Source organism: Arthrobacter ramosus (assembly GCF_039535095.1).
GTDB classification, from domain to species: Bacteria; Actinomycetota; Actinomycetes; order Actinomycetales; family Micrococcaceae; genus Arthrobacter; species Arthrobacter ramosus.
In genome coordinates this window covers 3,816,927-3,837,271 of the sequence record NZ_BAAAWN010000001.1, presented here as the reverse complement: position 1 = coordinate 3,837,271, position 20,345 = coordinate 3,816,927, and the positions used below count along the sequence as shown (strand labels likewise).

General features: G+C 64.5%; 17 protein-coding genes. 9 read left to right on the top strand and 8 right to left on the bottom strand.

The genetic code is table 11. From position 1 onward, the window contains the following. Positions 1 to 71 precede the first annotated feature (71 nt). The 8 genes from ABD742_RS17690 (at position 72) to ABD742_RS17655 (ending at position 11,365) form a co-directional block, all read left to right on the top strand. A complete protein-coding gene (locus ABD742_RS17690) occupies positions 72 to 1,805 on the top strand; it encodes an ABC transporter ATP-binding protein (protein WP_234753242.1) in 1,734 nt (577 codons plus the stop codon). Further along, the gene (locus tag ABD742_RS17685) at positions 1,802 to 3,898 is read left to right on the top strand and encodes an ABC transporter ATP-binding protein (RefSeq protein ID WP_308193878.1); all 2,097 of its coding nucleotides are present in this window, start codon (positions 1,802 to 1,804) and stop codon (positions 3,896 to 3,898) included. Before ABD742_RS17690 ends, ABD742_RS17685 begins: the two co-directional genes overlap by 4 nt. A gap of 92 nt (positions 3,899 to 3,990) precedes the next feature. Further along, on the top strand, positions 3,991 to 4,407 hold the full coding sequence (locus ABD742_RS17680) for an acyl-CoA thioesterase (RefSeq protein WP_234753243.1): 417 nt from the start codon (positions 3,991 to 3,993) through the stop codon (positions 4,405 to 4,407). Between the two features lie 118 nt (positions 4,408 to 4,525). Next, positions 4,526 to 5,266: a copper homeostasis protein CutC gene (locus tag ABD742_RS17675; protein WP_234753244.1), complete on the top strand. Its 741-nt coding sequence runs from the start codon at positions 4,526 to 4,528 to the stop codon at positions 5,264 to 5,266. Between the two features lie 150 nt (positions 5,267 to 5,416). Continuing rightward, complete coding sequence (locus ABD742_RS17670; protein WP_234753245.1) at positions 5,417 to 7,348, top strand: DUF5107 domain-containing protein; 1,932 nt, start codon at positions 5,417 to 5,419, stop codon at positions 7,346 to 7,348. A gap of 143 nt (positions 7,349 to 7,491) precedes the next feature. Then, on the top strand, positions 7,492 to 9,726 hold the full coding sequence (locus tag ABD742_RS17665) for an McrB family protein (RefSeq protein WP_234753246.1): 2,235 nt from the start codon (positions 7,492 to 7,494) through the stop codon (positions 9,724 to 9,726). A gap of 91 nt (positions 9,727 to 9,817) precedes the next feature. Continuing rightward, a complete protein-coding gene (locus tag ABD742_RS17660) occupies positions 9,818 to 11,008 on the top strand; it encodes an McrC family protein (protein WP_234753284.1) in 1,191 nt (396 codons plus the stop codon). Positions 11,009 to 11,128: 120 nt separating this feature from the next. Further along, positions 11,129 to 11,365: a PLDc N-terminal domain-containing protein gene (locus tag ABD742_RS17655; RefSeq protein WP_234753247.1), complete on the top strand. Its 237-nt coding sequence runs from the start codon at positions 11,129 to 11,131 to the stop codon at positions 11,363 to 11,365. On the opposite strand, the gene ABD742_RS17650 is transcribed toward ABD742_RS17655, so the two are convergent. Continuing rightward, positions 11,307 to 11,774, bottom strand: a complete 468-nt coding sequence (locus ABD742_RS17650) for a very short patch repair endonuclease (RefSeq protein ID WP_234753248.1) — start codon at positions 11,772 to 11,774, stop codon at positions 11,307 to 11,309. The two genes, ABD742_RS17655 and ABD742_RS17650, sit on opposite strands and share 59 nt — an antisense overlap. Positions 11,775 to 11,957: 183 nt before the next feature. Beyond that, positions 11,958 to 13,583 (bottom strand): sensor histidine kinase, encoded by a 1,626-nt coding sequence (locus ABD742_RS17645; protein WP_344789345.1) that lies wholly within the window; start codon positions 13,581 to 13,583, stop codon positions 11,958 to 11,960. Between the two features lie 141 nt (positions 13,584 to 13,724). Here ABD742_RS17645 and ABD742_RS17640 point away from each other — a divergent pair, with 141 nt between their 5' ends. Next, positions 13,725 to 14,468 (top strand): response regulator transcription factor, encoded by a 744-nt coding sequence (locus ABD742_RS17640; protein ID WP_234753250.1) that lies wholly within the window; start codon positions 13,725 to 13,727, stop codon positions 14,466 to 14,468. Between the two features lie 129 nt (positions 14,469 to 14,597). On the opposite strand, the gene ABD742_RS17635 is transcribed toward ABD742_RS17640, so the two are convergent. Genes ABD742_RS17635 through bioB form a run of 6 tightly spaced genes read right to left on the bottom strand, consistent with a single transcriptional unit; the run spans position 14,598 to position 20,121 of the window. Next, on the bottom strand, positions 14,598 to 15,701 hold the full coding sequence (locus ABD742_RS17635; RefSeq protein WP_234753251.1) for a cytochrome P450: 1,104 nt from the start codon (positions 15,699 to 15,701) through the stop codon (positions 14,598 to 14,600). Beyond that, positions 15,698 to 16,396: a dethiobiotin synthase gene (gene bioD / locus ABD742_RS17630; RefSeq protein WP_234753252.1), complete on the bottom strand. Its 699-nt coding sequence runs from the start codon at positions 16,394 to 16,396 to the stop codon at positions 15,698 to 15,700. Before bioD ends, ABD742_RS17635 begins: the two co-directional genes overlap by 4 nt. Continuing rightward, positions 16,393 to 17,583, bottom strand: coding sequence for an 8-amino-7-oxononanoate synthase (locus ABD742_RS17625; protein ID WP_372460971.1), 1,191 nt, complete (start codon positions 17,581 to 17,583; stop codon positions 16,393 to 16,395). Before ABD742_RS17625 ends, bioD begins: the two co-directional genes overlap by 4 nt. A gap of 8 nt (positions 17,584 to 17,591) precedes the next feature. Further along, on the bottom strand, positions 17,592 to 18,902 hold the full coding sequence (locus ABD742_RS17620) for an adenosylmethionine--8-amino-7-oxononanoate transaminase (RefSeq protein ID WP_234753254.1): 1,311 nt from the start codon (positions 18,900 to 18,902) through the stop codon (positions 17,592 to 17,594). Next, positions 18,899 to 19,096, bottom strand: a complete 198-nt coding sequence (gene bsaP, locus ABD742_RS24460; RefSeq protein ID WP_443627167.1) for a biotin synthase auxiliary protein BsaP — start codon at positions 19,094 to 19,096, stop codon at positions 18,899 to 18,901. Before bsaP ends, ABD742_RS17620 begins: the two co-directional genes overlap by 4 nt. Next, complete coding sequence (bioB, locus tag ABD742_RS17615) at positions 19,093 to 20,121, bottom strand: biotin synthase BioB (protein ID WP_234753255.1); 1,029 nt, start codon at positions 20,119 to 20,121, stop codon at positions 19,093 to 19,095. The genes bsaP and bioB overlap by 4 nt, the downstream gene beginning before the upstream one ends. Positions 20,122 to 20,345 lie beyond the last annotated feature (224 nt).

The following is a 20,345-nucleotide window of genomic DNA, read 5'->3' as shown; positions in this document are numbered from 1 at the left end:
AATACTGTCAGCGCCTGCTGCTATCAATGTATTAATTCATTCGCGCACACTCTCATTAAGGATCCGTGGGCATGCTTGTCACCCTGATACGGCGCTACTCCAAGCCGTATTTGCCGCAGATACTGGCCGTTATCATCTTCCAGTTGGCGTCTACCATTGCCACCCTTTACCTTCCAAGCCTCAACGCAAAAATCATCGATGAAGGGGTATCCCGGGGGGATACCAACTACATCTGGCAAACCGGAGCCCTGATGCTCGCGGTCGCGCTCGGCCAGGTCATTGCGGCCATCGCAGGGGTTTATTTCGGATCCCGCGTGGCCATGGCCATGGGCCGCGACTTGCGCAGGGACGTCTTCCGCAAGGTCAGCAGCTTCTCGGCCAAGGACGTCAACAGCTTCGGCGCACCGACGCTGATCACCCGCGGCACCAATGACGTCCAGCAAGTCCAGATGCTCATGCTGATGGGCCTGAACTTCATGGTGTCCACGCCCATCATGTGCGTTGGCGGCATCATCATGGCCTTGCGCGAGGACCTCAGCCTCTCGTGGCTCGTCTGGGTCTCGGTGCCCGTCCTGGTGGCCGTGGTTGGTTACCTCGTGGTCAGGCTCATGCCGCTCTTCCGCTCCATGCAGAAGAAGATCGACGTCATCAACGGCGTCCTTCGCGAACAGATCATCGGTATTCGCGTGGTCCGTGCCTTCGTTCGTGAACCGTACGAGGCCAAGCGCTTCGGCGACGCCAACAAGGACCTCACCTTGGTTTCGGTCAAGATCGGCAACCTGTTTGTCTTGATGTTCCCGGCCATCGGAATGATTCTGCACCTTTCCACGGCGGCAGTGCTGTGGTTCGGCGGTCAAAGGGTGGACGCGGGCAACATGCAGGTGGGTTCCTTGACTGCCTTCCTGCAATACCTCCTGCAGATCCTCATGGCCGTCATGATGGGTACCTTCATGGCCATGATGATCCCACGCGCCTCCGTGTGTGCGGACCGCATCGGCGAGGTCCTCGACGTCGAACCCTCCATCCACGATCCGAAGGCGCCCGTAGCGCCCGCGGAAAAGAAGGGTCGCGTTGAATTCCGCGATGTCACTTTCAAATACCCTGGCGCTGAAGCTCCCGTGTTGAGCAACATTTCCTTCACCGCGGAGCCGGGCCAGACCCTCGCCATCATCGGCTCCACCGGCGCAGGCAAGACCACCTTGGTGTCGCTCCTGCCGCGCCTGTACGACGTCGCGTCAGGCGATGTATTGCTCGACGGCGTCCCGGTCACCAGCCTGGACCGCGACGAAATCACCAGTCGCGTGGCCACCGTGCCGCAGAAGCCGTATTTGTTCTCCGGAACTATCGAGCACAACCTGCGCTTCGGCAAGACCGACGCGACGGACCAGGAACTCTGGGATGCGCTGGAAACTGCCCAGGCCAAGGACTTCGTCATGGAAAAGTCCTCCGGCCTGAACCGCCGGGTGGCCCAGGGCGGCACCAACGTCTCCGGCGGCCAGAGACAGCGCCTCTGCATCGCCCGGGCCTTGGTGACGCAGCCCACGGTCTACCTCTTTGACGACTCGTTCTCGGCCTTGGATGTGGCCACGGACGCCCGCCTTCGGAGGGCGTTGAAGGAAAAGACGCAGGATGCCACGGTCATCATCGTGGCCCAGCGCGTCTCGACCATTGCGGACGCGGACCAGATCCTGGTCCTGGACAACGGCAGAATCGTTGACCGCGGCACCCATGAAGAACTCTTGGAAACATCACCCACGTACCAGGAGATCGTCGAATCCCAGCTGAGCGCGGAGGAAGTGGCATGAGCGAACAGAATCAGCAAAAGCGCGGCTGGGCCGCGAAAGCCGACGCAGCGAAGGCTGCCCGCGAAGCTGCGGAAGCAAAAGATGCAGCCGCAGCCGGTGCCGTAACAGCCGTGGAAGATGACGACATCGAGGAAACCGAATACACGCCAGGCGAAGCCGACGGCGGCATGTTCGGCAACCTGCCGGCCAAGAAGGCCAAGGCTTTCGGACCGTCGGCCAAGCGGCTCCTCGGGCTGCTCAAGCCGGAGGCTGCCGGGGTGGTCTTCGTCATCGGCCTCGTGGTGGTCTCCGTCGTCCTGAACGTCATCGCCCCGAAGATCCTCGGCAGCGCCATGGACGTCATCTTCGGCGGCGTCATGGGCAAGCAATTGCCTCCCGGAGTGAGCCAAGCGGCCTTCGCCGAAGGACTCCGCCAGGCCGGCCAGAACAACTTCGCGGACATGGTCTCCAAGATGGAGCTCACCAACGGGATCAACTTCTCCAAGCTCACGTTCCTGATCTCGATCGTGCTTGTGATGTACTTCGTGGCCAACATCTTCCTGTGGGCCCAGGGCTACATCCTGAACAAGATCGTCATGAAGGTCATCAACCGGCTCCGCAACGACGTCCAGGCCAAGCTCAACCGCTTGCCCCTGAACTACTTCGACACCCGCCAGCGCGGTGACATCCTCTCCCGCGTGACCAACGACGTCGACAACGTCCAGCAAGGGCTGCAGCAGGCGTTCGCGCAGCTGGTCAGCTCGGTGCTGACGGTCTTCGGCATCACCATCATGATGTTCATCGTTTCCTGGCAACTCGCCCTGATCGCGCTGGTGGCCTTGCCGCTCTCCGGTGTCCTTGCCGGCGTGATCGGCTCGCGCAGCCAGAAGCTCTTCGCCGCCCAGTGGAAGAACACCGGCTCGCTCAACGGCCAGATCGAGGAATCGTTCTCCGGCCACGAGCTCGTCAAGGTCTTCGGGCGTGACGCGGACATGCTGGAGCGTTTCGACGAACGCAACGAAGCCCTCTACAAGGCCTCGTTCGGGGCACAGTTCGTTTCCGGGATCATTTTCCCGGCCATGAACTTCGTCTCCTACCTCAGCTACGTGGGCATCGCCGTCGTCGGTGGTTTGCGTGTGGCTTCCGGTTCCATGAGCCTTGGCGACGCCACGGCGTTCATCCAGTACTCGCGTGAATTCACCCAGCCCCTCGGCCAGATCGCCGGCATGGCCAACATGCTCCAGTCCGGTGTGGCTTCCGCTGAGCGCGTTTTCGAGTTCCTGGATGCCGATGAGGAAATGCCGGAGAACGCGGCCCGTCACCTGCCCCCGCGCACGGACGGCCACGTCGAGTTCGAGAACGTGTCCTTCAGCTATGTTGCCGACAAGGCGCTCATCGAGAGCCTTTCCCTCAGCGCGGAGCCTGGACACACCGTGGCGATTGTCGGACCCACAGGTGCGGGCAAGACCACCCTGGTCAACCTCATCATGCGGTTCTACGAGCTCAATTCGGGGCGTATCACCCTGGACGGGGTGGACATCAAGGAGCTGAGCCGTTCCGAGCTTCGCTCCAAGGTGGGAATGGTGCTTCAGGACGCTTGGCTGTTCGGCGGCACCATTTACGACAACATCAAGTACGGCAACCTCGACGCCACCGAGGAACAGATCATGGAGGCGGCCAAGGCCACGTACGTGGACCGCTTCGTGCGCGCCTTGCCGGATGGGTACCAGACCATCATCGACGAGGAAGGCAACAACGTCAGTGCGGGCGAAAAGCAGCTCATCACCATCGCGCGGGCCTTCGTTTCCGATCCCTCGCTGTTGATCCTGGACGAGGCCACAAGCTCCGTCGACACCCGCACCGAGCTGCTGTTGCAGAAGGCCATGGCTGCCCTCCGCACGGATCGCACCAGCTTTGTCATCGCCCACCGCTTGTCCACCATCCGCGACGCCGACACCATCCTGGTGATGGAAAACGGCAGCATCGTGGAGCAGGGCAACCACAACCAACTGCTCGCATCGCAGGGCGCGTACTACCGCCTCTACATGTCGCAGTTTGCTGGTGAGGATGCCGGGGAAGCCGTTGTGGATGACTCGACGGTGGTGCACAGCTGAGCGCGGATACCGGAATAGCGGCCGGGGAGGATCCGAACGCTACGGAAACTCCGGAGACAGCCCCCGCCCAGCGCATCACGGTGCTGGTGCCAATGCGTTGGGGAGACATGGACGCTTACGGGCACATCAACAACGTCCAGATCGTGCGCATGCTCGAGGAGGCTCGCATCGCAGCCTTCGGTCCGCCCCGCGGTGCCGGACTGCCCGGGGTGGAACCGCCGGTCTCCGTTTTCGACTCCGTTGAAGACGGGGTCATGACCCTTGTGGTGGAGCACAAGGTCCGGTACGTCCGGACCTTGGAATACCGGAACATTCCGGCAGTGGTTGAGATCTGGGTGGGCGCCGTGAAGGGGGCAAGTTTTGACCTCCATTACGTGATCAAGGATCCCGTGACCGGCCAGGACTGCGTCAACGCCAGTACCCATCTGGCATTCGTCGACGAGTCCACGGGCCGCGTCCGCAGGCTCACTCCCGAGCAGAAGGAACAGTTGGCGCCCTATCGGCCCTAGCTCCGGTCCGCTCCTGTCCGCTCGAGATCGTGGGTGCGGGCCGTGGACTGCGTTCCCGAACGCAGCTCGCGGGCCACACCCACGATCTCGGCACTCCCAGTGGCCGTAGAGTTTCCCCATGAAACTCGAGATCGTCGCCGTCGGTGCCCAGGGCGCTGCCGTTGCCGCCGAAGAGGGCGCGGACCGGATTGAACTTTGCAGCGCCTTGGAGCTCGGGGGACTGACCCCGAGCCAAGGGCTGATGGAAGCCGCACAGGAAGCTGCCGACGGACGGCTGGAGATCCACCCATTGATCCGTAGTCGGCCGGGAGATTTCCTGTACTCCGACGCCGATGTGGACACCATGGATCGCGAGATACGGTTCCTCCTCGCCCAAGGGGCTCATGGAGTGGTGATCGGAGTCCTCACGGCCTCCGGTGCTATCGACGTCCGGGTCACTCGGAGGCTCGCAGACACGGCCTTGGAGACCAACCCCGACGCCCAACTGACATTCCACCGGGCCATCGACCAAACCCCGGACCCGGCGGCCGCCGTCGAGCAGCTCGTGGAACTTGGATTCACCCGGGTGCTCAGCTCCGGGGGCGCCGCCACGGTGGGGGCGGGAATCGCGACCCTCGAGCGCATGGTCCAGCGTGCGGCGGGGCGGCTTGAAGTCATGGCAGGCGGCGGACTCGCCCTGGACGATATCCCGGCACTGCACGCGGCAGGACTGAGCGCGGTCCATTTGTCAGCCAAGGCCACGGTTTCCACGCGGAAGAACCGGGCCAATGCCCTCGATTCGCCGGATGCTTCAGACCCGACGGCGTACATGGTCACCAACCGGGATCTTGTCAGGGCCGCGCGCGCCGCCACCCGGTGACATCCCAACTAACTGGCACTTAATGTCGTTATCAGCCCTCATAACGACATTAAGTGCGAGCTAGTTGGGTGGTTCCCTTTACACAGGGGTGACTTGGGTCAAAGATGGGTGAAGCATTGCGATCGAAAATAGCCTCCAGGAGTCATAAAGATGCAAAACCTGAGCCTCTCCACCATCACCCTGAACATGGCGGAGTTGGGCCCCAATAGCCCGTTGCCAGTCGTCACGGCAGAACTGGACCAGCCATACAGAATCGGCGACGGCGTCCCGGAGGAACTGCAGGCTGCGGCCCGCTACGGGCAAGTGCCGAACATGTTCCCGTACTTGATGCAGGATGGTTACTCGCGCGAGCGGACCGCCCACGACGTGCCCGCCGTCGTACTTGAAAACAGCAAACTGCGTGCCGTTGTGCTCCCCACGTTGGGCGGCCGGCTGTGGGAGCTCTTCGACAAGGCGTCGGGAAAGCAACTCCTCCACACCCACGGGACCCTGCAGTTCGCCAACATCGCTCTGCGCAAGGCATGGTTCGCCGGCGGGCTCGAATGGAACATCGGCACCCGCGGGCACTCGCCCACGACTTGCGATCCGGTGCACACAGCCATCGTCAAGACACCCGAGGGCCACGACGTCCTGCGCATGTGGGAGTTCGAACGCCTCCGCGAGGTGGTTTTCCAAGTAGACATGTGGCTTCCGGAGGACTCGGACGTCCTCCTCACGGCGGTCCGGATCCGGAACCCCCATGACCACGAGGTCCCCATTTACTGGTGGAGCAACGCCGCCGTTCCCGAGACGGCGGAAACGCGCGTGATCGCACCCGCCGCGGAGGCTTTCGGCAGCGATTACACCACCGACATCGCCCGCGTCCGGCCCACGGAACACCAAGGCACCGATGCCACATGGCTGGTCAACAGCCCGCACGCGGCGGATTTCTTCTTCGACATCCAGCCTGGGCACCGGCATTGGATCGCTGCGGTAGACCACGACGGCGACGGCCTGGCCATGCTGTCCACCAGCCTCCTGCGCGGGAAGAAGCTGTTCGTCTGGGGCCAGGGCGACGGCGGGAAGCGCTGGCAGGAATGGCTCAGTCCTGGGGCCGGCCCCTACGCGGAGATCCAGGCCGGTCTGGCGCAAACCCAGTTCGAGCACCTGGCCATGCCTGCCGGCGCGGAGTGGAGCTGGGTGGAGGCCTACGGCAACGCGAAGCTGGATCCCGCAACCTCCCACGGCGAGGATTGGGACGCGGCCGTGACCCACGCCAGCGCCCGGCTCGAAGACCTCGTCCCGGACGCGGAGCTCGAAGTCGCCCTCGCCGAAGCCGCGCGGAACTATGCGCTGCCTCCGGACGAGATGCTGGTGCGCGGCAGTTCTTGGGGTGCTTTGGAGAGTGCCCGACGGCGACACTCAGGCCGCGGGTGGCTGGACGAAAGCGGCACTCCCTTCGCCGATGACGCAACCCCTGACGCGATCGAGGAAACAGGCCCCTGGCACAGCCTGCTGGATGGAGCGAGCTTCCTGGGCGCCGGGAGCTTCGTGGCTGGAGCCGATTGGGAAGAGCTGCTGGCAAAGGATGGCGGAGCGGAAGCGCAGTTCCACCTGGCCACGATGAAGCACGCCCGCCAGGACCTCGCCGGTGCGATCGCCGGATACGACGCCGCCTTGATGGCCAACGCCCTCTCGCCACGTTCCAGGGTCCTCGCCCACCGGGGCCGGGCCCTTGCGCTGCTTGCCACCAACAAGGCCGACGAAGGCTTGGCTGGACTTGCCGCAGCGAGCCGGTTGGAGCCCTCCAACCTCCCCTTGCTCAGCGAAGCCATGACCCTCAGCATCCGGCACGGGAACTCCGCCCAAGCACTCGCCTTGGCGAGCGAGGCACCTGCCGGAATGTCCGACGTCGGGCGCGTCCGCTTCCTGACGGCGCTCGCCTTCGCGGGGGTCGGCAGAGGCGAGGAGGCCGCACGGATGTTGCGGGACGGCGTCGAAATACCGGACATCCGGGAAGGTGAGGACGGGATCGCCGCCTTGTGGCAGGAAGTGTGCCCCGGGGAGCCGGTGCCTGCCAGCTACCGCTTCGGAATGCACTGACTTCCGGGGGTTCACCGGCGCGGGGCACATGCGGCGGGAGGCAAGTTGTGGGACGCATGTGGCAGAACGCGTGAGGCGGGACGCATGTGGCGGGGGTGCCGGCTTAGCTGATGCCGGCACCAAGACAAACCATGTAAGTTGGCATGGTGACTCCCTCCACCAAAACCCCACTGACTCGTGCCCCCGGTATCTCCAAGGAGATCGAAGATGCGGCGTGGTTCGTGCTGGGCCCGGGGCTGCAAGGCAAGGCTTCGGCGCTCGACGCCAGTACCCGCACTTGGACGGTGGACGCCGCCGGCGAGCTCCTGGAGCGCCTGGAACGCGGCGTCGGAGACGCCAAGGCGCCCATGATGACCAACCTGCGCCAAAACCTGGAAGGGGCCTCGCGCGAGGCCAAGTTGCTCGCCGTCGAACTCCTCTTCCTGCAGTCCCTGCCCCTGGCACATGAGGTTAAATCGCTCAAAGTGAAGCGCGCCCGCGTTGCCGAAGCCGCGTCCTGGCTTGATCCCGAGCTCGAGCTCCCCAAGGAGCTGTACCAGGGGATGACCGATCACGGCGTCATCCGTGACCGGACCGCGGAATTCAACTGGACCATCTGGGACCACCTGACCTGGTTGTGCCGGTTCGTGGCGCACGTCGACGGCCAGTCCAACGCGAGCATCAACAAGGCCCTCAAAGACCCGCTGAAATTCCACGAACTCGCGGCGGCAACACCCGAGGACCAGCCGGCCATCCGGCGCAGCATCGAATACTTGGCGTGGCCCAGCTACTTCGAGCCCGTGGTCGCCGACGTTGAGCGGCGCGAAATCCGGGACGCTTTCGCTTCGCTCGTTGGCGGCGCCCACGGCGAAACGGAAACCGACATCACCGCGGACGTCCACCGCATCCGGCTGTACTTGGACGAACAGGCCGGCCAGCGCATCGATTGGTACGACCGCCAGCTCGTCAGCCAGTGGCGCAAAGTGGGAGATCCCGGCCGCCGTGCGTGGCTGCTGCGCACGCACCAGGACTCCGCTGAGCTCCTCGCCGCGTGGCGGGACGAGGAAAAGGCAACGCTCGACGTCGAACACCTCCGCGAACTCACCCCCGGCGTGACGGCAGGCCTCGTCCAGCATGCCGTGGACGAGGACTACAAGCACCTCGGCTACGTGGAGCGGGAGGATACCAAAACCGCTGTTTTCGCGTTCCTGACCGTGATGAAGCCCGGCGACCTCGCATTGTTCCAGAACTCGGGAGCCATCAGGATCGGCGTGGTCCTGGGCGAACCGGAACACAACGAGGACAACCGCCGGCTCCGCCGCAAAGTGCGTTGGTTCGATGAGACCCACCCGATTGCCGAGGCGCCGCGGCACGTCCAGCGCCAGCTCTCCACTTCGGGGATCGTCGTGGACGTCACCAGGGTCATCCAGTCGCTGCAGTCCCTCCTGCCCGCCGAAGCCGAATCCGACGGCGAGGAAACCGCCGCCCCGGACGCCGTCGTCGAGCCCGTGATTGAAGGGTTCCGCCCCCTCACTGAAGAGTTCGCCGCTTCCCTCCACATGGAGCTCGAGCCCCTCACCGAGATTGCCGAGCTCCTGGAAGAGAACCGCCAACTGGTGCTCTACGGCCCTCCGGGCACGGGAAAAACCTACCTCGCCAAGCACTTGGCCGCCGAGCTCGCCGGCGACAGCACCGATGAACGCGTCAAGCTGGTGCAGTTCCACCCGTCCTACGCGTACGAGGACTTCTTCGAGGGATACCGGCCGGACAAGACCGACGACGGCCAGGTGTCGTTCAAGCTCGTGGCCGGACCGCTGCGTCGCCTCGCGGAAGAAGCCGCGAAGCCCGGGAACTCCGACAAGCCGTACTTCCTCATCATCGACGAGATGAACCGGGCCAACCTGGCGAAAGTGTTCGGTGAGCTGTACTTCCTGCTGGAATACCGCGACGACCGCATCTACCTCCAGTACAGCCCCAATGAACCGTTCAGCCTGCCGGACAACCTTTACATCATCGGCACCATGAACACGGCGGACCGCTCTATCGCCATGATGGATGCGGCCATCCGCCGCCGCTTTGCGTTCGTGGAACTGCACCCGAAGGTGGAACCGATCCGCGGTTCGCTCCGGCGCTTCCTCACGGCCCGCGGCCTGGACACCCTCAACGCGGACCTGCTTGACGCCCTGAACGACTCCATCGACGACTGGGACCGGGACCTGATGATCGGCCCCTCCTACTTTATGAAGAACGCGGCCCAGAACCCCGACGGGCTGCGCCGGATCTGGAAGTACGAACTCATGCCGCTCCTCGAGGAGCACTACCACGGTCAGTTGAACCGGGCCCAGCTGGAGGAGCGCTTCGGTCTGGACCAGTTGTTGGGTCGACTTGCGGTCCGCTAAGACCGCGCCACCGCGGCCGGCCCGCGCCCCGGGTATCGGCAAGCCTGCAGTCCGCGCTTCCACGAAGGCTCCGGCTGTGCGGCACATCGTCATGGACGAGCTCTCCGGTGGCATCGTGGACAAGCTTGATCCGGACGCCGCGGCCCTCCTCAACTCGAGCGGGCTCGCGAAGGCCTCGCCCATGGGGATGAGCCTCTACCGCATCGAGCCTGTGGGCAAGGTCGGGTCCGTCCGGACGCCGACGGTTCAGTTCGAGGTACGGCCCAAGGACCGCCTGGGCCTGAACCGGCTCCTGTTCCTCCTTAGCTACGCCGGGGACCAGGGATTCCGCGAGGAATCCGTGGCCGCCGTCGAGCACAAGGATTTGTGGAGCGCCTTGGCCGAGTCCCTCGCCCAGTTGTCGGAGCGGGCCCTCAGCAGGGGTCCGCTGCAGGGGTATCTCACCGTGGACGAGTCCCTCCGGACGGTCAAGGGCCGCATCCGGATCTCGGACCAGATCTCACGCCGCCCCGGGATGCTGGTTCCGCTGGAAGTCTCTTATGACGAATTCACCGAGGACATTGCCGAAAACCGTATCCTGCGTGCTGCGCTCGAGCGGATGGGCAAGGTTCCCGGCGTCCGGCAGAACGTCCTGAGCCGCTTGCGGCAGCTCAAGGGAAAGCTCGACGCCGTCACGCGGTTGCAGTCCGGGGCGCCGCTCCCGCGGTGGCAAGCAAATCGGATGAACCTCCGGTACCATCCCGTCCTCCGCTTGGCGGAGCTCATCCTGCGGAATGCTTCTGCCGAAGCGGGAGAGGGTAAGCAGCAGACCGCCTCGTTCGTAGTGGACATGTCCACTGTGTTTGAGGAATTCGTGGGTGTGGCTTTGCGGGCAGCCATGAGGGCACATCCGGGTGAAATGCGGCTCCAATATGGGGCCACCCTCAACGAAGCTGTCCGGGATTCGGACCGGCTCACCGTGCGCCCCGACGCAGTGCATTTCCTGGGTGGCAGGCCCGTCGTAGTGTACGACTCCAAATACGCCGCAGCCACGGATTCCGGGGCATCGCTCAACGCGGACCATTACCAACTCCTGGCGTACTGCACCGCGCTGCAAGTTCCCACGGCATGGCTGGTCTACGCGGGCAAGGGAGAGATGAAGCTGCGTCGGATCCTCAACACGGACATCGATATTGTGGAGTACCCCCTGGACTTGTCTCGGCCACCGATGGAGATCCTTGCCGCAGTCACGGATCTGGCCCAGCAATCCTGGGGAGAAGTGGTACGGCAAGCGCGACTGTGACGCTCCGCAGCAGGGGTCCCTGGCCGAGCGCAGCGAGGTTAGGGAGGCGGTGGCGACCGGTTCCGTCCGGGCGGCAGGCAGACTAGCCTGAGAGAGCAAGTCACCGCAGATGGAGGCATCATGCACGGCAAGAAAAAGAAGAAGTCCTGGAAGGACATGACCCCTGGGCAACGGGTGGGCATGCTCGTGGTGGGTGCGGGACAGTTGGCGCTGCTGGTCGCGGCACAACGCAACATCTCCAAGACCCCCGCGGCCCAGATCAGGGGAAACAAAGCCGTATGGCGGGCCGCGTGCTTCATCAATTTCTTTGGGCCGCTGAGCTACTTCCTGTTCGGCCGCCGTCGAGGAACTGCGTGAGCTGATTCTCCAAAGCCGAACGGTCGCGCAGTTCGCATTCCCACACGGTGAGAACCTCCCAACCTGAGGCTCTCAGCAGTTCGCCCTGTCCGGCGTCGCGCTCCCGAGTGCGATTGCGCTTGGCCGCCCAGAAATCCGCGTTGCCGCTCGGTGCGTGCTGGCCTGTCTTGCAATCGTGGAAGTGCCAGAAGCATCCGTTCACGAAGATCACCTTGCGCCGGCCGGCAAACACGAGATCCGGGCTGCCGGGCAACTTCCCTCCCGCGGCCCGGCCGTGGAGCCGGTACCGGTAGCCCTTGGCATGCAGGAGCCGACGGACCAAGAGCTCGGGCTTGGTGTTCTTGCCCCGGATCTTGGACATGTTCAGGCTGCGTTGCTCAGGCGTCAGCAGGTCCCGGCTCTCGCCCATATCCTCAGTCTACGCAGCGCACCCTTCAACGCTCGCTCACTTATATGGGCCTTTCCCCCGACGCTCGCTCACGTATGGCGCCCAAAACCAAAACCCTCGATCACATGATGTGAGCGGGGTTGGCCGGGGGTGGCTTGTTTGTGAGCGGGGGTTGGCCGGGGGTGGCTTGTTTGTGAGCGGGGGTCAGGCCGGAACGCGGAACGTGAAGGTTGTTCCTTCGCCCGGAACACTCTCGAGGCCAATGGTCCCGCCGTGGGCATCGACGATTGCCTTGCAAATGGAAAGCCCCAAACCGACGCCTTGAATGGCCGTATTGCGGACGTTTCCGGCCCTGAAGTACCGGGTGAAGGCGTCTGCTTGGTCCTGCTTGTCCATGCCCATGCCGGTGTCCTTGACGCGGCACACTACGGTGTTTTCCTCCCGTAGCAGCGTGACGCGGACGTCGCCGCCGTCGGGAGAGTATTTGATGGCGTTGGAGATGAGGTTGTCCAGTACCTGGGAGATACGGTTGGCATCCACATGCGCCTCCAGGCGTTCCGGGGCATCGACGTGAAGCCGCACTCCGCCGTCGTTCGCTTTCGGCTCGGCCGAGGCAACGCTCGACTTGACCAGCTCGGATACGTCCACCGCGTGTGGCTGAACGATCATGTGGCCCGAACGGACTGCCAAGAGGTCGGAGACGAGGGAGAGGAGCCGGTCCGCGTTTCGTTGCACGATCTCAAGTTGCTGCACCACCCAGGTCGGGAGGTTTTCGGCCTCTTCCAGCACAAGGTCCACGTACCCTGCGATGGAGGTCAGCGGGGTGCGGAACTCATGGGAGACGTTCGAGACGAAATCGTCCTTCGCGGCGAGCGCGTCCACGAGGGCCGTGACATCGCCGAAAACGATCACTGAACCCAGGTAGCTGCCGTCGCAGTCCTTCATGGACCGAGCGCTGGTGGTGAAGGCGCGCTGCTCCCTGCCCGTCCCGACCCAGACGAGGTAGTCCGTGAACTCCTGCCTCAACGCAGCACGGCGCATCGGCTGGCGATCCGACGCTGTGGGGGTCACGCGGTCCGCGTCGAAAACCAAAAGCTGTGGCTCGCCGTGGCGATCGGTGTCTCCAGAAGCCTCGAGCACTTGGTTCTCCCGCTGCTTGCGGTTTGCCATCATTTCGCGGCCGTCGGCATCAATAGCCACGACGCCAAGGTGGACGGTTTCAAGAACTGTGTTGAGCAATCGTTCCTTCTGCTGGCTGTCCTCCAAGGCGCGAAGCAGCGCGGCGTCCCTTTCCTCAAGGCGCTTTTGCTGCACGACCATGCTCTGGGTCATCACGCTGATGGAGACGCCGATGCCGAGCATCATGATGGGCAGCAGCAATCCGCGCAGCAGATCCTGCGGCGTGTGCGTTCCATGGAGGAATTGCGGCGTCCAAATCATGGCGAGCGGCCCTAGGAAGGAAACAGCCATGGCAGAGCGTCGATACAACCCCGAGGCGCAGAGCCAAATGACGGGAAAGACGGTCAGGAGGCTGATTCCGATGGGACTGTCTTGTCCTCCCTCACGGCCCAGCCCGATGGACACCATGTCCAGGAGCGGGATGGCCAGGAATGTCGGAGAGGGGAGTCTGTCCCACGGAACGGTGTAGCAGAGGAGCCAGGCAGCAGCTTGGGTAGCCAGGAAGATGACAAAAAGCGGATTGCCGAGGGTTGCGGGGAAATAGAGGGCAACCAGGACCGCGGCGAGGCACACTGTCACGGTCAGCGGCAATTGGCTGAGTGCAACCCGATCCTTGAGTGAGTACTCATGGAAGGCGTGTTGAAAGAACATCATCCGGCCGCTTTTGGCATCCCATTCAAGCGGACGTTTCATAAGGCCAAAATTCGCATTTGTTCAAGGTCACGTCGCATTTCAGAAAGGATACCGGCAGCCCGATATACTTCCACTCGTAGCGGGCTGGGAGGGCTGCAAATGACTGAATTACGGGTTGGGCTTGTCATAGAAGACGATCACGACATCCGGGAATTGGTCCGCGTTGTCCTCAGCCAGGCCGGCTTCGAGGTTCATATGGCGACGAGCGGGGCAGCCGGTATCCGGGCAGCGCGTGATTTGCGGCCACATGTCATCACCTTGGACTTGGGCTTGCCGGATATTGATGGCTTCGAGGTGGCACGCCAGGTCCGGAACTTTTCCGATGCGTATATCGTCATGTTGACGGCCAGGGCCGACGAGCTGGATACCCTCTTGGGCTTGGAATCCGGCGCCGATGACTATTTGACCAAGCCTTTCCGGCCCCGAGAGCTTCGCGCAAGGGTGGCCGCGATGATGCGGCGCCCGCGCTCAGGAGCCACGGCAATCCATCCAAGTGAGGCTCCGTCTTCCCAGCGCACTTTCCGGCACAACGGGCTCGCGTTCAATTACGCCACCCGGACCGTTTCCATCGACGGCCAGGACGTACGGCTGACCCCCACGGAGTTCGACCTGCTGTACACCCTGCTTGAGGCAGGCCGCACGGTCTTGAGCAAAGCGGACCTTGTGCGCCGCCTCCGGAACGAACCTTACGACGTCGGGAACTACACGAGCGACGCCGACGAACGGTCCGTCGAAGTCCACATTGGCAACCTTCGCCGGAAGCTCGGCGACGACGCGCAGAACCCGCGCTGGCTGCAAACAGTGCGCGGGGTCGGCTATCGGTTGGCGCCCGCAAGAACATGAACGCGTTCGGGAATTTGCTGTCAGATGTGAGCGAGCGTTCGGGAATTTGCTGTCAGATGTGAGCGAGCGTTCGGGAATTTGCTGTCAGACGTGAGCGAGCGTTCGGGAATTTGGGGTGCACCGACTTCCTCAAAGCTCGACGCTGACCCTCCGCGGCGCCTGGAAGGACAACAGGCGGAGCCACTCGGGGATCGGCTCTGCCAAACGGATGCCCTGCAGCGCTGCCGCTGTTTCCTGCACGACGACGGCGGCCTCCAGTTCCGCGAGCTTCGCACCAAGGCAACGGTGGATCCCTGAGCCGAAGGCCAGCCCGTACGCCGTGGGACCCTGCTCCGACAACGAGTGGTTCCCTGTGAGCTCCAAGAGGATTTCGGCGCCGGCGGGGATGTGCTCGCCGTCGAGCACCGTGTCCTGCGCGGCAACCCGGCGCCACGTCGGAACGGAAGATTCCGCGGCCAAAACGTGCCGGATGAGATCCCGGGCCGTGGAGCCGGAGGCTGCGTCCTTCCAGGCGAAGGCTGTGGATCCCTCGGCAAGCCGGAATAGTGCCGTGCTGATGAGCTGGGTAGTGGTTTCCTGTCCCGCGATGAGCAGGAAGTAGCCGAGGGAACAGATCTCGGGAGTGCTAAGACCGTGTTCCGCCAAGGAGCTGAAGAGATTCCGCCCGGGCGAGGCCACGGCCTCGAGGACGAGTTCCCGCAGCCAGCCGTAGAACTCTGCCGCGCTGTGTGCCAGTTCCAGTTGCCGCTCGGGATCCGGCCAGCCCCAGAAGAGTTCCAGGGAGTCCAGGCTCCAGGCTTTCAGCTCCGGAAGGTCGCGCACGGGGAGACCCAGAAGCTCCAACATCACGATCGCCGGCGGGTAGGCGGCCACGGCCTGGACCAGATCCACCTGCCCTTCCGCCTTCAGTAGCCCGGCCGCGGTCGCTGCCGCATCCCGCGCGATGCCGCGGATACGTGGCTCGAAAGCACCTACTGTTGCGGGGGTAAAGAACCCTGCCACCACCTTGCGGATGCCCGCATGGGAATCGCTGTGGTTGCTGGCCAGCACGGGCGGCAGGGCGAAGCGGGCACGCTGCAGGACCCGCAAGGACGGTCCGGACATCGGTGTCACAGCGATGAGGGCGTTCGCCGGGCTGAAGTCTTCCGGCCGGTGCAGGACCTCCCGCACTGCACCGGGCTCCCGCAGCACGATGTACGGGCACGTCTGGGCGCTGGTAGAAGCGCCACTCATGACCAGGCCCCGTTCAAGCAGTCCAAACCGCTCAGCCAGTGCACACTCGCCGCCTGGAACGTCACCGGTGGGAGCTCCGCGGCGCGCTCGGGGAGCACTCCAAGGAGCGGCCGCAACGCGCCGAGCGTCGCCCGGTTGCCGTGTTCCAGCACGCCCGGGTCGTCCGGCCAGGTTCCTAGAATCACGCCATGGATGGCCAGGTCCCTGCGTTCCAGGGCCTCGAGTGTCAGCGCCGTGTGGTTCAGGGTTCCCAGTGCGGGGCGGGCGACCACCACAAAGGTGGCATCACTCCCAAGGTGACTGCCCAGATCTGCCAGCGTACCGCCGTCGGGGTCCAACTCCACAAGGAGACCGCCGGAACCCTCCACCAGGACATGGTCATGCGTGCTGGCCAGTTCGCGGACGCGTGCGGCATGCGCCGCCAGCGGCGGCAAGGTGACTCCGTCCAGCGCGGCTGCGGGCACCGGGGCGAGGGGTTCTTGAAGCACGACGCCGGCCTCGGCCGTGAGTGGTCCGGCCAAGCGGGTGATTTCGGTGCAGTCGGAGTCGCCCGCCGCATCGCCGCTCTGGCAAGGCTTGTACACGGCCACCGAGCGGCCCTCAGCCTGCAGCGCGGACGCGAGCGCCGCCGTCGCGACGGTCTTGCCGACGCCGGTGTCCGTTCCGGTGACCAGCACTATGTGTGGCAGTTTCATGGTGTTTCCTCCAGGATGCGGCGCAACGTCGCGCATGCGTAGTCGATGTCGAGGGGCGTCAGGGTGGCGCGGGCCGTCAGCCGCAGGCGCGAGACGCCGTCGGGAACTGATGGCGGGCGGAAGCAGCCGACGCGGATACCCGCCCGGTGTGCCGCCTGACTCGCCGCAAGTGCCGCGGCGGCTGAGGTCATGGGGACGGATTGCACGGCGCCAGCCGTCTGAAACGGCGCGACGACGGGCCCGCCGGCGGCGCCGTGCCGCCGTAGTGTTGGCGCGTGTAGCGCGGGCGCCAGTCCGGCCGTGAGGCTGGCAGCGTTCCGATGGACGGCCGCCGCGCGCCACGGTTCCGCCCGGATGATTCCGACGGCGGCCAGCGCTGCCGCAGCCGAGGACGGCGCGAGCCCGGTGTCGAAAATGAAACTGCGGGCCCTGTTGACGAGGTGTTCGCGGAGCAGGGCACTGCCAAGCACGGCACCACCCTGGCTGCCGAGTGATTTGGAAAGCGTTGCGGTCAACACCACGTTGGGGTGGGCCGCGAGGTCCGTTCCAGCCACCGAGCCGTGACCCTCAACCGCGCCGACGCCCGCAACACCGAGGCTGTGGGCCTCGTCCACGAGGAGCATCGCGTCGTGCTCTTCGGCCAATGCCAGCAGCTGGGGGAGCGGGGCGGCATCGCCGAAGACGCTGTAGATGGACTCGACCGCGATCAAGGCCCGGGGTTCCGCGCGGGTGCGCAGCTGGTGCTCGGTTGCGCCGAGATCGTTGTGCGGGACCGTTTCCACCCTCGAACGGCTCAGCCGGAAACCGTCAATCAGCGAAGCATGGCAATGCTCGTCGGCCACGATGAGGGTTCCGGGGCCGCCGAGCGCCGTCGTGACGCCCAGATTAGCCAAGTATCCGGAAGAGAACACCAACCCGGATTCCATGCCGGTGAGGTCCGCGAGCTCGGATTCGAGCTCCAGGTGAAGCGCCGTGGTTCCGGCAACCAGTCGCGAGGACGTGGCGCCGGTCCCCCAACGGCCGATGGCCTCCCGGGCAGCCTCTGCCAGCCTCGGGTCCGTCGCGAGGCCAAGATAGTCGTTGCTCGCGAGATCCACCTCGGGGTCCCCACCGAGCCGCGTCATGGGCGCGCGGACGAGGCCCCGGCGCTCGCGGACCGCGGCCTGCTGTTCCAACCACACGGTCATGGACCTGCTCATGGGCCGTGTACCTCGGCCACGGCCGCCACCATGCCTTCGGCCATCCGCCGGACCTCCTCGGCGGAACTGATGTAGGCCGGCATCGCGTAAACAAGGTTCCGGAACGGCCGCAGCCAAACGCCGTGCCCGACGGCGGCACTCGTCACTGCGGCGACGTCCACTTCCGTGTTCAACTCGATGACGCCCACGGCACCGATCGTGCGGACCTCTTTGACGGCGTCGAACGCGTTGGCGGCTTCGAGGCCGGCCGCGAGGCCGGAGCCGATCCGGGCCACATCGCTGCGCCAGGCACCGTCGTCGAGAATGCCCAAGCTCGCATTGGCCACTGAACACGCAAGCGGATTGCCCATGAACGTGGGGCCGTGCAGCAAGGCACCCGCACCGCCGCTCGAAACGCGGGCCGCCACATCGCCCGTGCAGAGCATCGCGGCGAGCGTAAGGTAACCGCCGGTGAGGGCTTTGCCGACGCACATGATGTCCGCAACCACGCCGGCATGTTGCGCGGCGAACAACTCACCAGTGCGGCCGAAGCCCGTGGCGATCTCGTCCAGGATCAAAAGGATCCCGTGCCGATCGGCGATGTCGCGGAGGATGCGCAGGCATTCGGCGGCGTAGATGAACATGCCGCCGGCGCCTTGAAGCACGGGCTCCACGATGATCGCGGCCAGTTCATTCGCGTGCTCCGCAGCAAGGTCCTCGACGTGGGCCTGCCACTCCGCGATTTCCCCGGGTGGCGCGCCCACGGCGGGCGGTCTCGCGGCGAACACATTGGCAGCCAGCAGGCCGGGGAACGCCGAATGCATGCCGTCCACGGGGTCGCAGACGCCCATCGCCGCGAAGGTGTCGCCATGGTATCCGCCGCGGATGCTGAGGAAGCGTTGCCTCCTGGGGAACCCCGAAGCTGTTTGGAACTGCACCGCCAGCTTGAGCGCCACCTCCACGGACACCGACCCCGAATCCGCCAGGAAAACCCGCTCCAGCCGTGGCCGATCTGCCGCGGAAGGGGCCACGGCAACCAGGCGTTCGGCCAGTTCGACCGCGGGTTCGTGGGTGAGGCCGCCGAACATCACATGGCTGAATGTGTCTAGTTGGCGCTTCGCCGCGGCGTCCAGGACCGGGTTCCGGTAGCCGTGAATGACCGCCCACCAGGAGGACATGGCGTCGAGCACCTCATGGCGTCGGCCGGTTTCGTCGCGGAGCCGCAACGTCACGCCGTCGGCGTCTTCGACTTCCCACAACGGCAGCGAACCCGACGCCGGAGCGTACGGATGCCAGAGGCTCGCCCGGTCGCGCTGGATGACGCTCATGTTGTCAGCCTTCCGTGGCGAGAGCATTCCGCGGTCCAGCCGAGCGGCGTGACCTGGACTTTCATGCGGCGCCGACAAACAGCGCAATAGCGGGGAGGTTCCATCGCGAGGCGCTGCTGGCAGCTCGGGTGAGCGTCCGACGTCGGGCGCCCGCCGCACAGACCGCAGTAACTATCCGTGACCTTGCTGCTCACAGCGACTTCTGGAGTTCCTTGATGGGCATGTTCAGCTCCACGAGGAGGTTGAGGTCCGCGTCGGCGGGTCGGCCGAGTGTGGTGAGGTAGTTGCCCACGATCACGGCGTTGATGCCGCCCATGAGGCCTTCGCGCGTGCCGAGGTCGCCCAAGGTCAGTTCCCGTCCGCCGGCGTAACGAAGCACGGTCCGCGGCATGGCGAGGCGGAACGCCGCGATAGCGCGGAGGGCGTCCTTGCCGTCCATGATTCCTTGGTTTTCGAGGGGCGTCCCGGGGCGCGGATTGAGGAAGTTCAGCGGGACTTCGTGGGGTTCGAGCGCCGCGAGCTGGCTGGCGAGTTCGGCTCGTTGGGCGGTGGTTTCGCCCATGCCGATCAGGGCTCCGCAGCAAAGTTCCATGCCGGCTGCCTTGACCATGTTGCAGGTGTCGAGGCGTTCCTCGTAGGTGTGGGTGGTGACGACTTCGGGGAAGTAGCTGCGCGCGGTTTCGAGGTTGTGGTTGTAGCGGTGGACGCCCCACTCGGCGAGTTGGTCCACTTGGCGCTGGGTGAGCATGCCCAAGGAACACGCGATGTTGATGTCCACTTCTGCGTTGATGCGGTCGATCGCGAACTTGATCTGGTTCATGAGTTTGATGTCCGGGCCGCGGACGGCCGCGACGATGCAGAACTCCGTGGCCCCGGTGGCAGCGGTTTCCTTGGCGGCCTTCACGAGCTCGGGGATGTCGAGCCAGACGCCCCGGACCGGGCTGTCAAACAGGCCCGATTGGCTGCAGAAGTGGCAGTCCTCAGGGCATCCTCCGGTCTTGATGGAGATGATTCCCTCTACTTCCACGTCCTCGCCGCAATGCTCGAGGCGGACTTCGTGGGCAAGCTGGAGGGCTTCGGGGAGGGCCTCGTCCGGAAGCTCCAGGATCTCAAGCAGCTGGGATTCGCTGAGGCCTTCGCCTTTCGCGAGGACTTGCTCGCGGGCTGTTTCCAGAATCGGATAGGTGGACGTACGCCTTGGGTTTGGCTGGGTGGTCATGATGCTCCTCGGCCGTTACTTGCGGTGATAGTGCGTTCCTTCATGACGGTAGTGGGCTTGTGGGACGGTGATTTTGTTGGACGTCCACAAACCCGAAGCTGCAATCTTGGCGGCAGGCTCGCTGGATAAGTTACAGCCCGGAAACACCGTGGAGACTCCGTGGTTTCATCCCGCCGATAGCGTCAAGGCCATGTTCAGAGGGGAAACATGTCCAGACAAAGAAG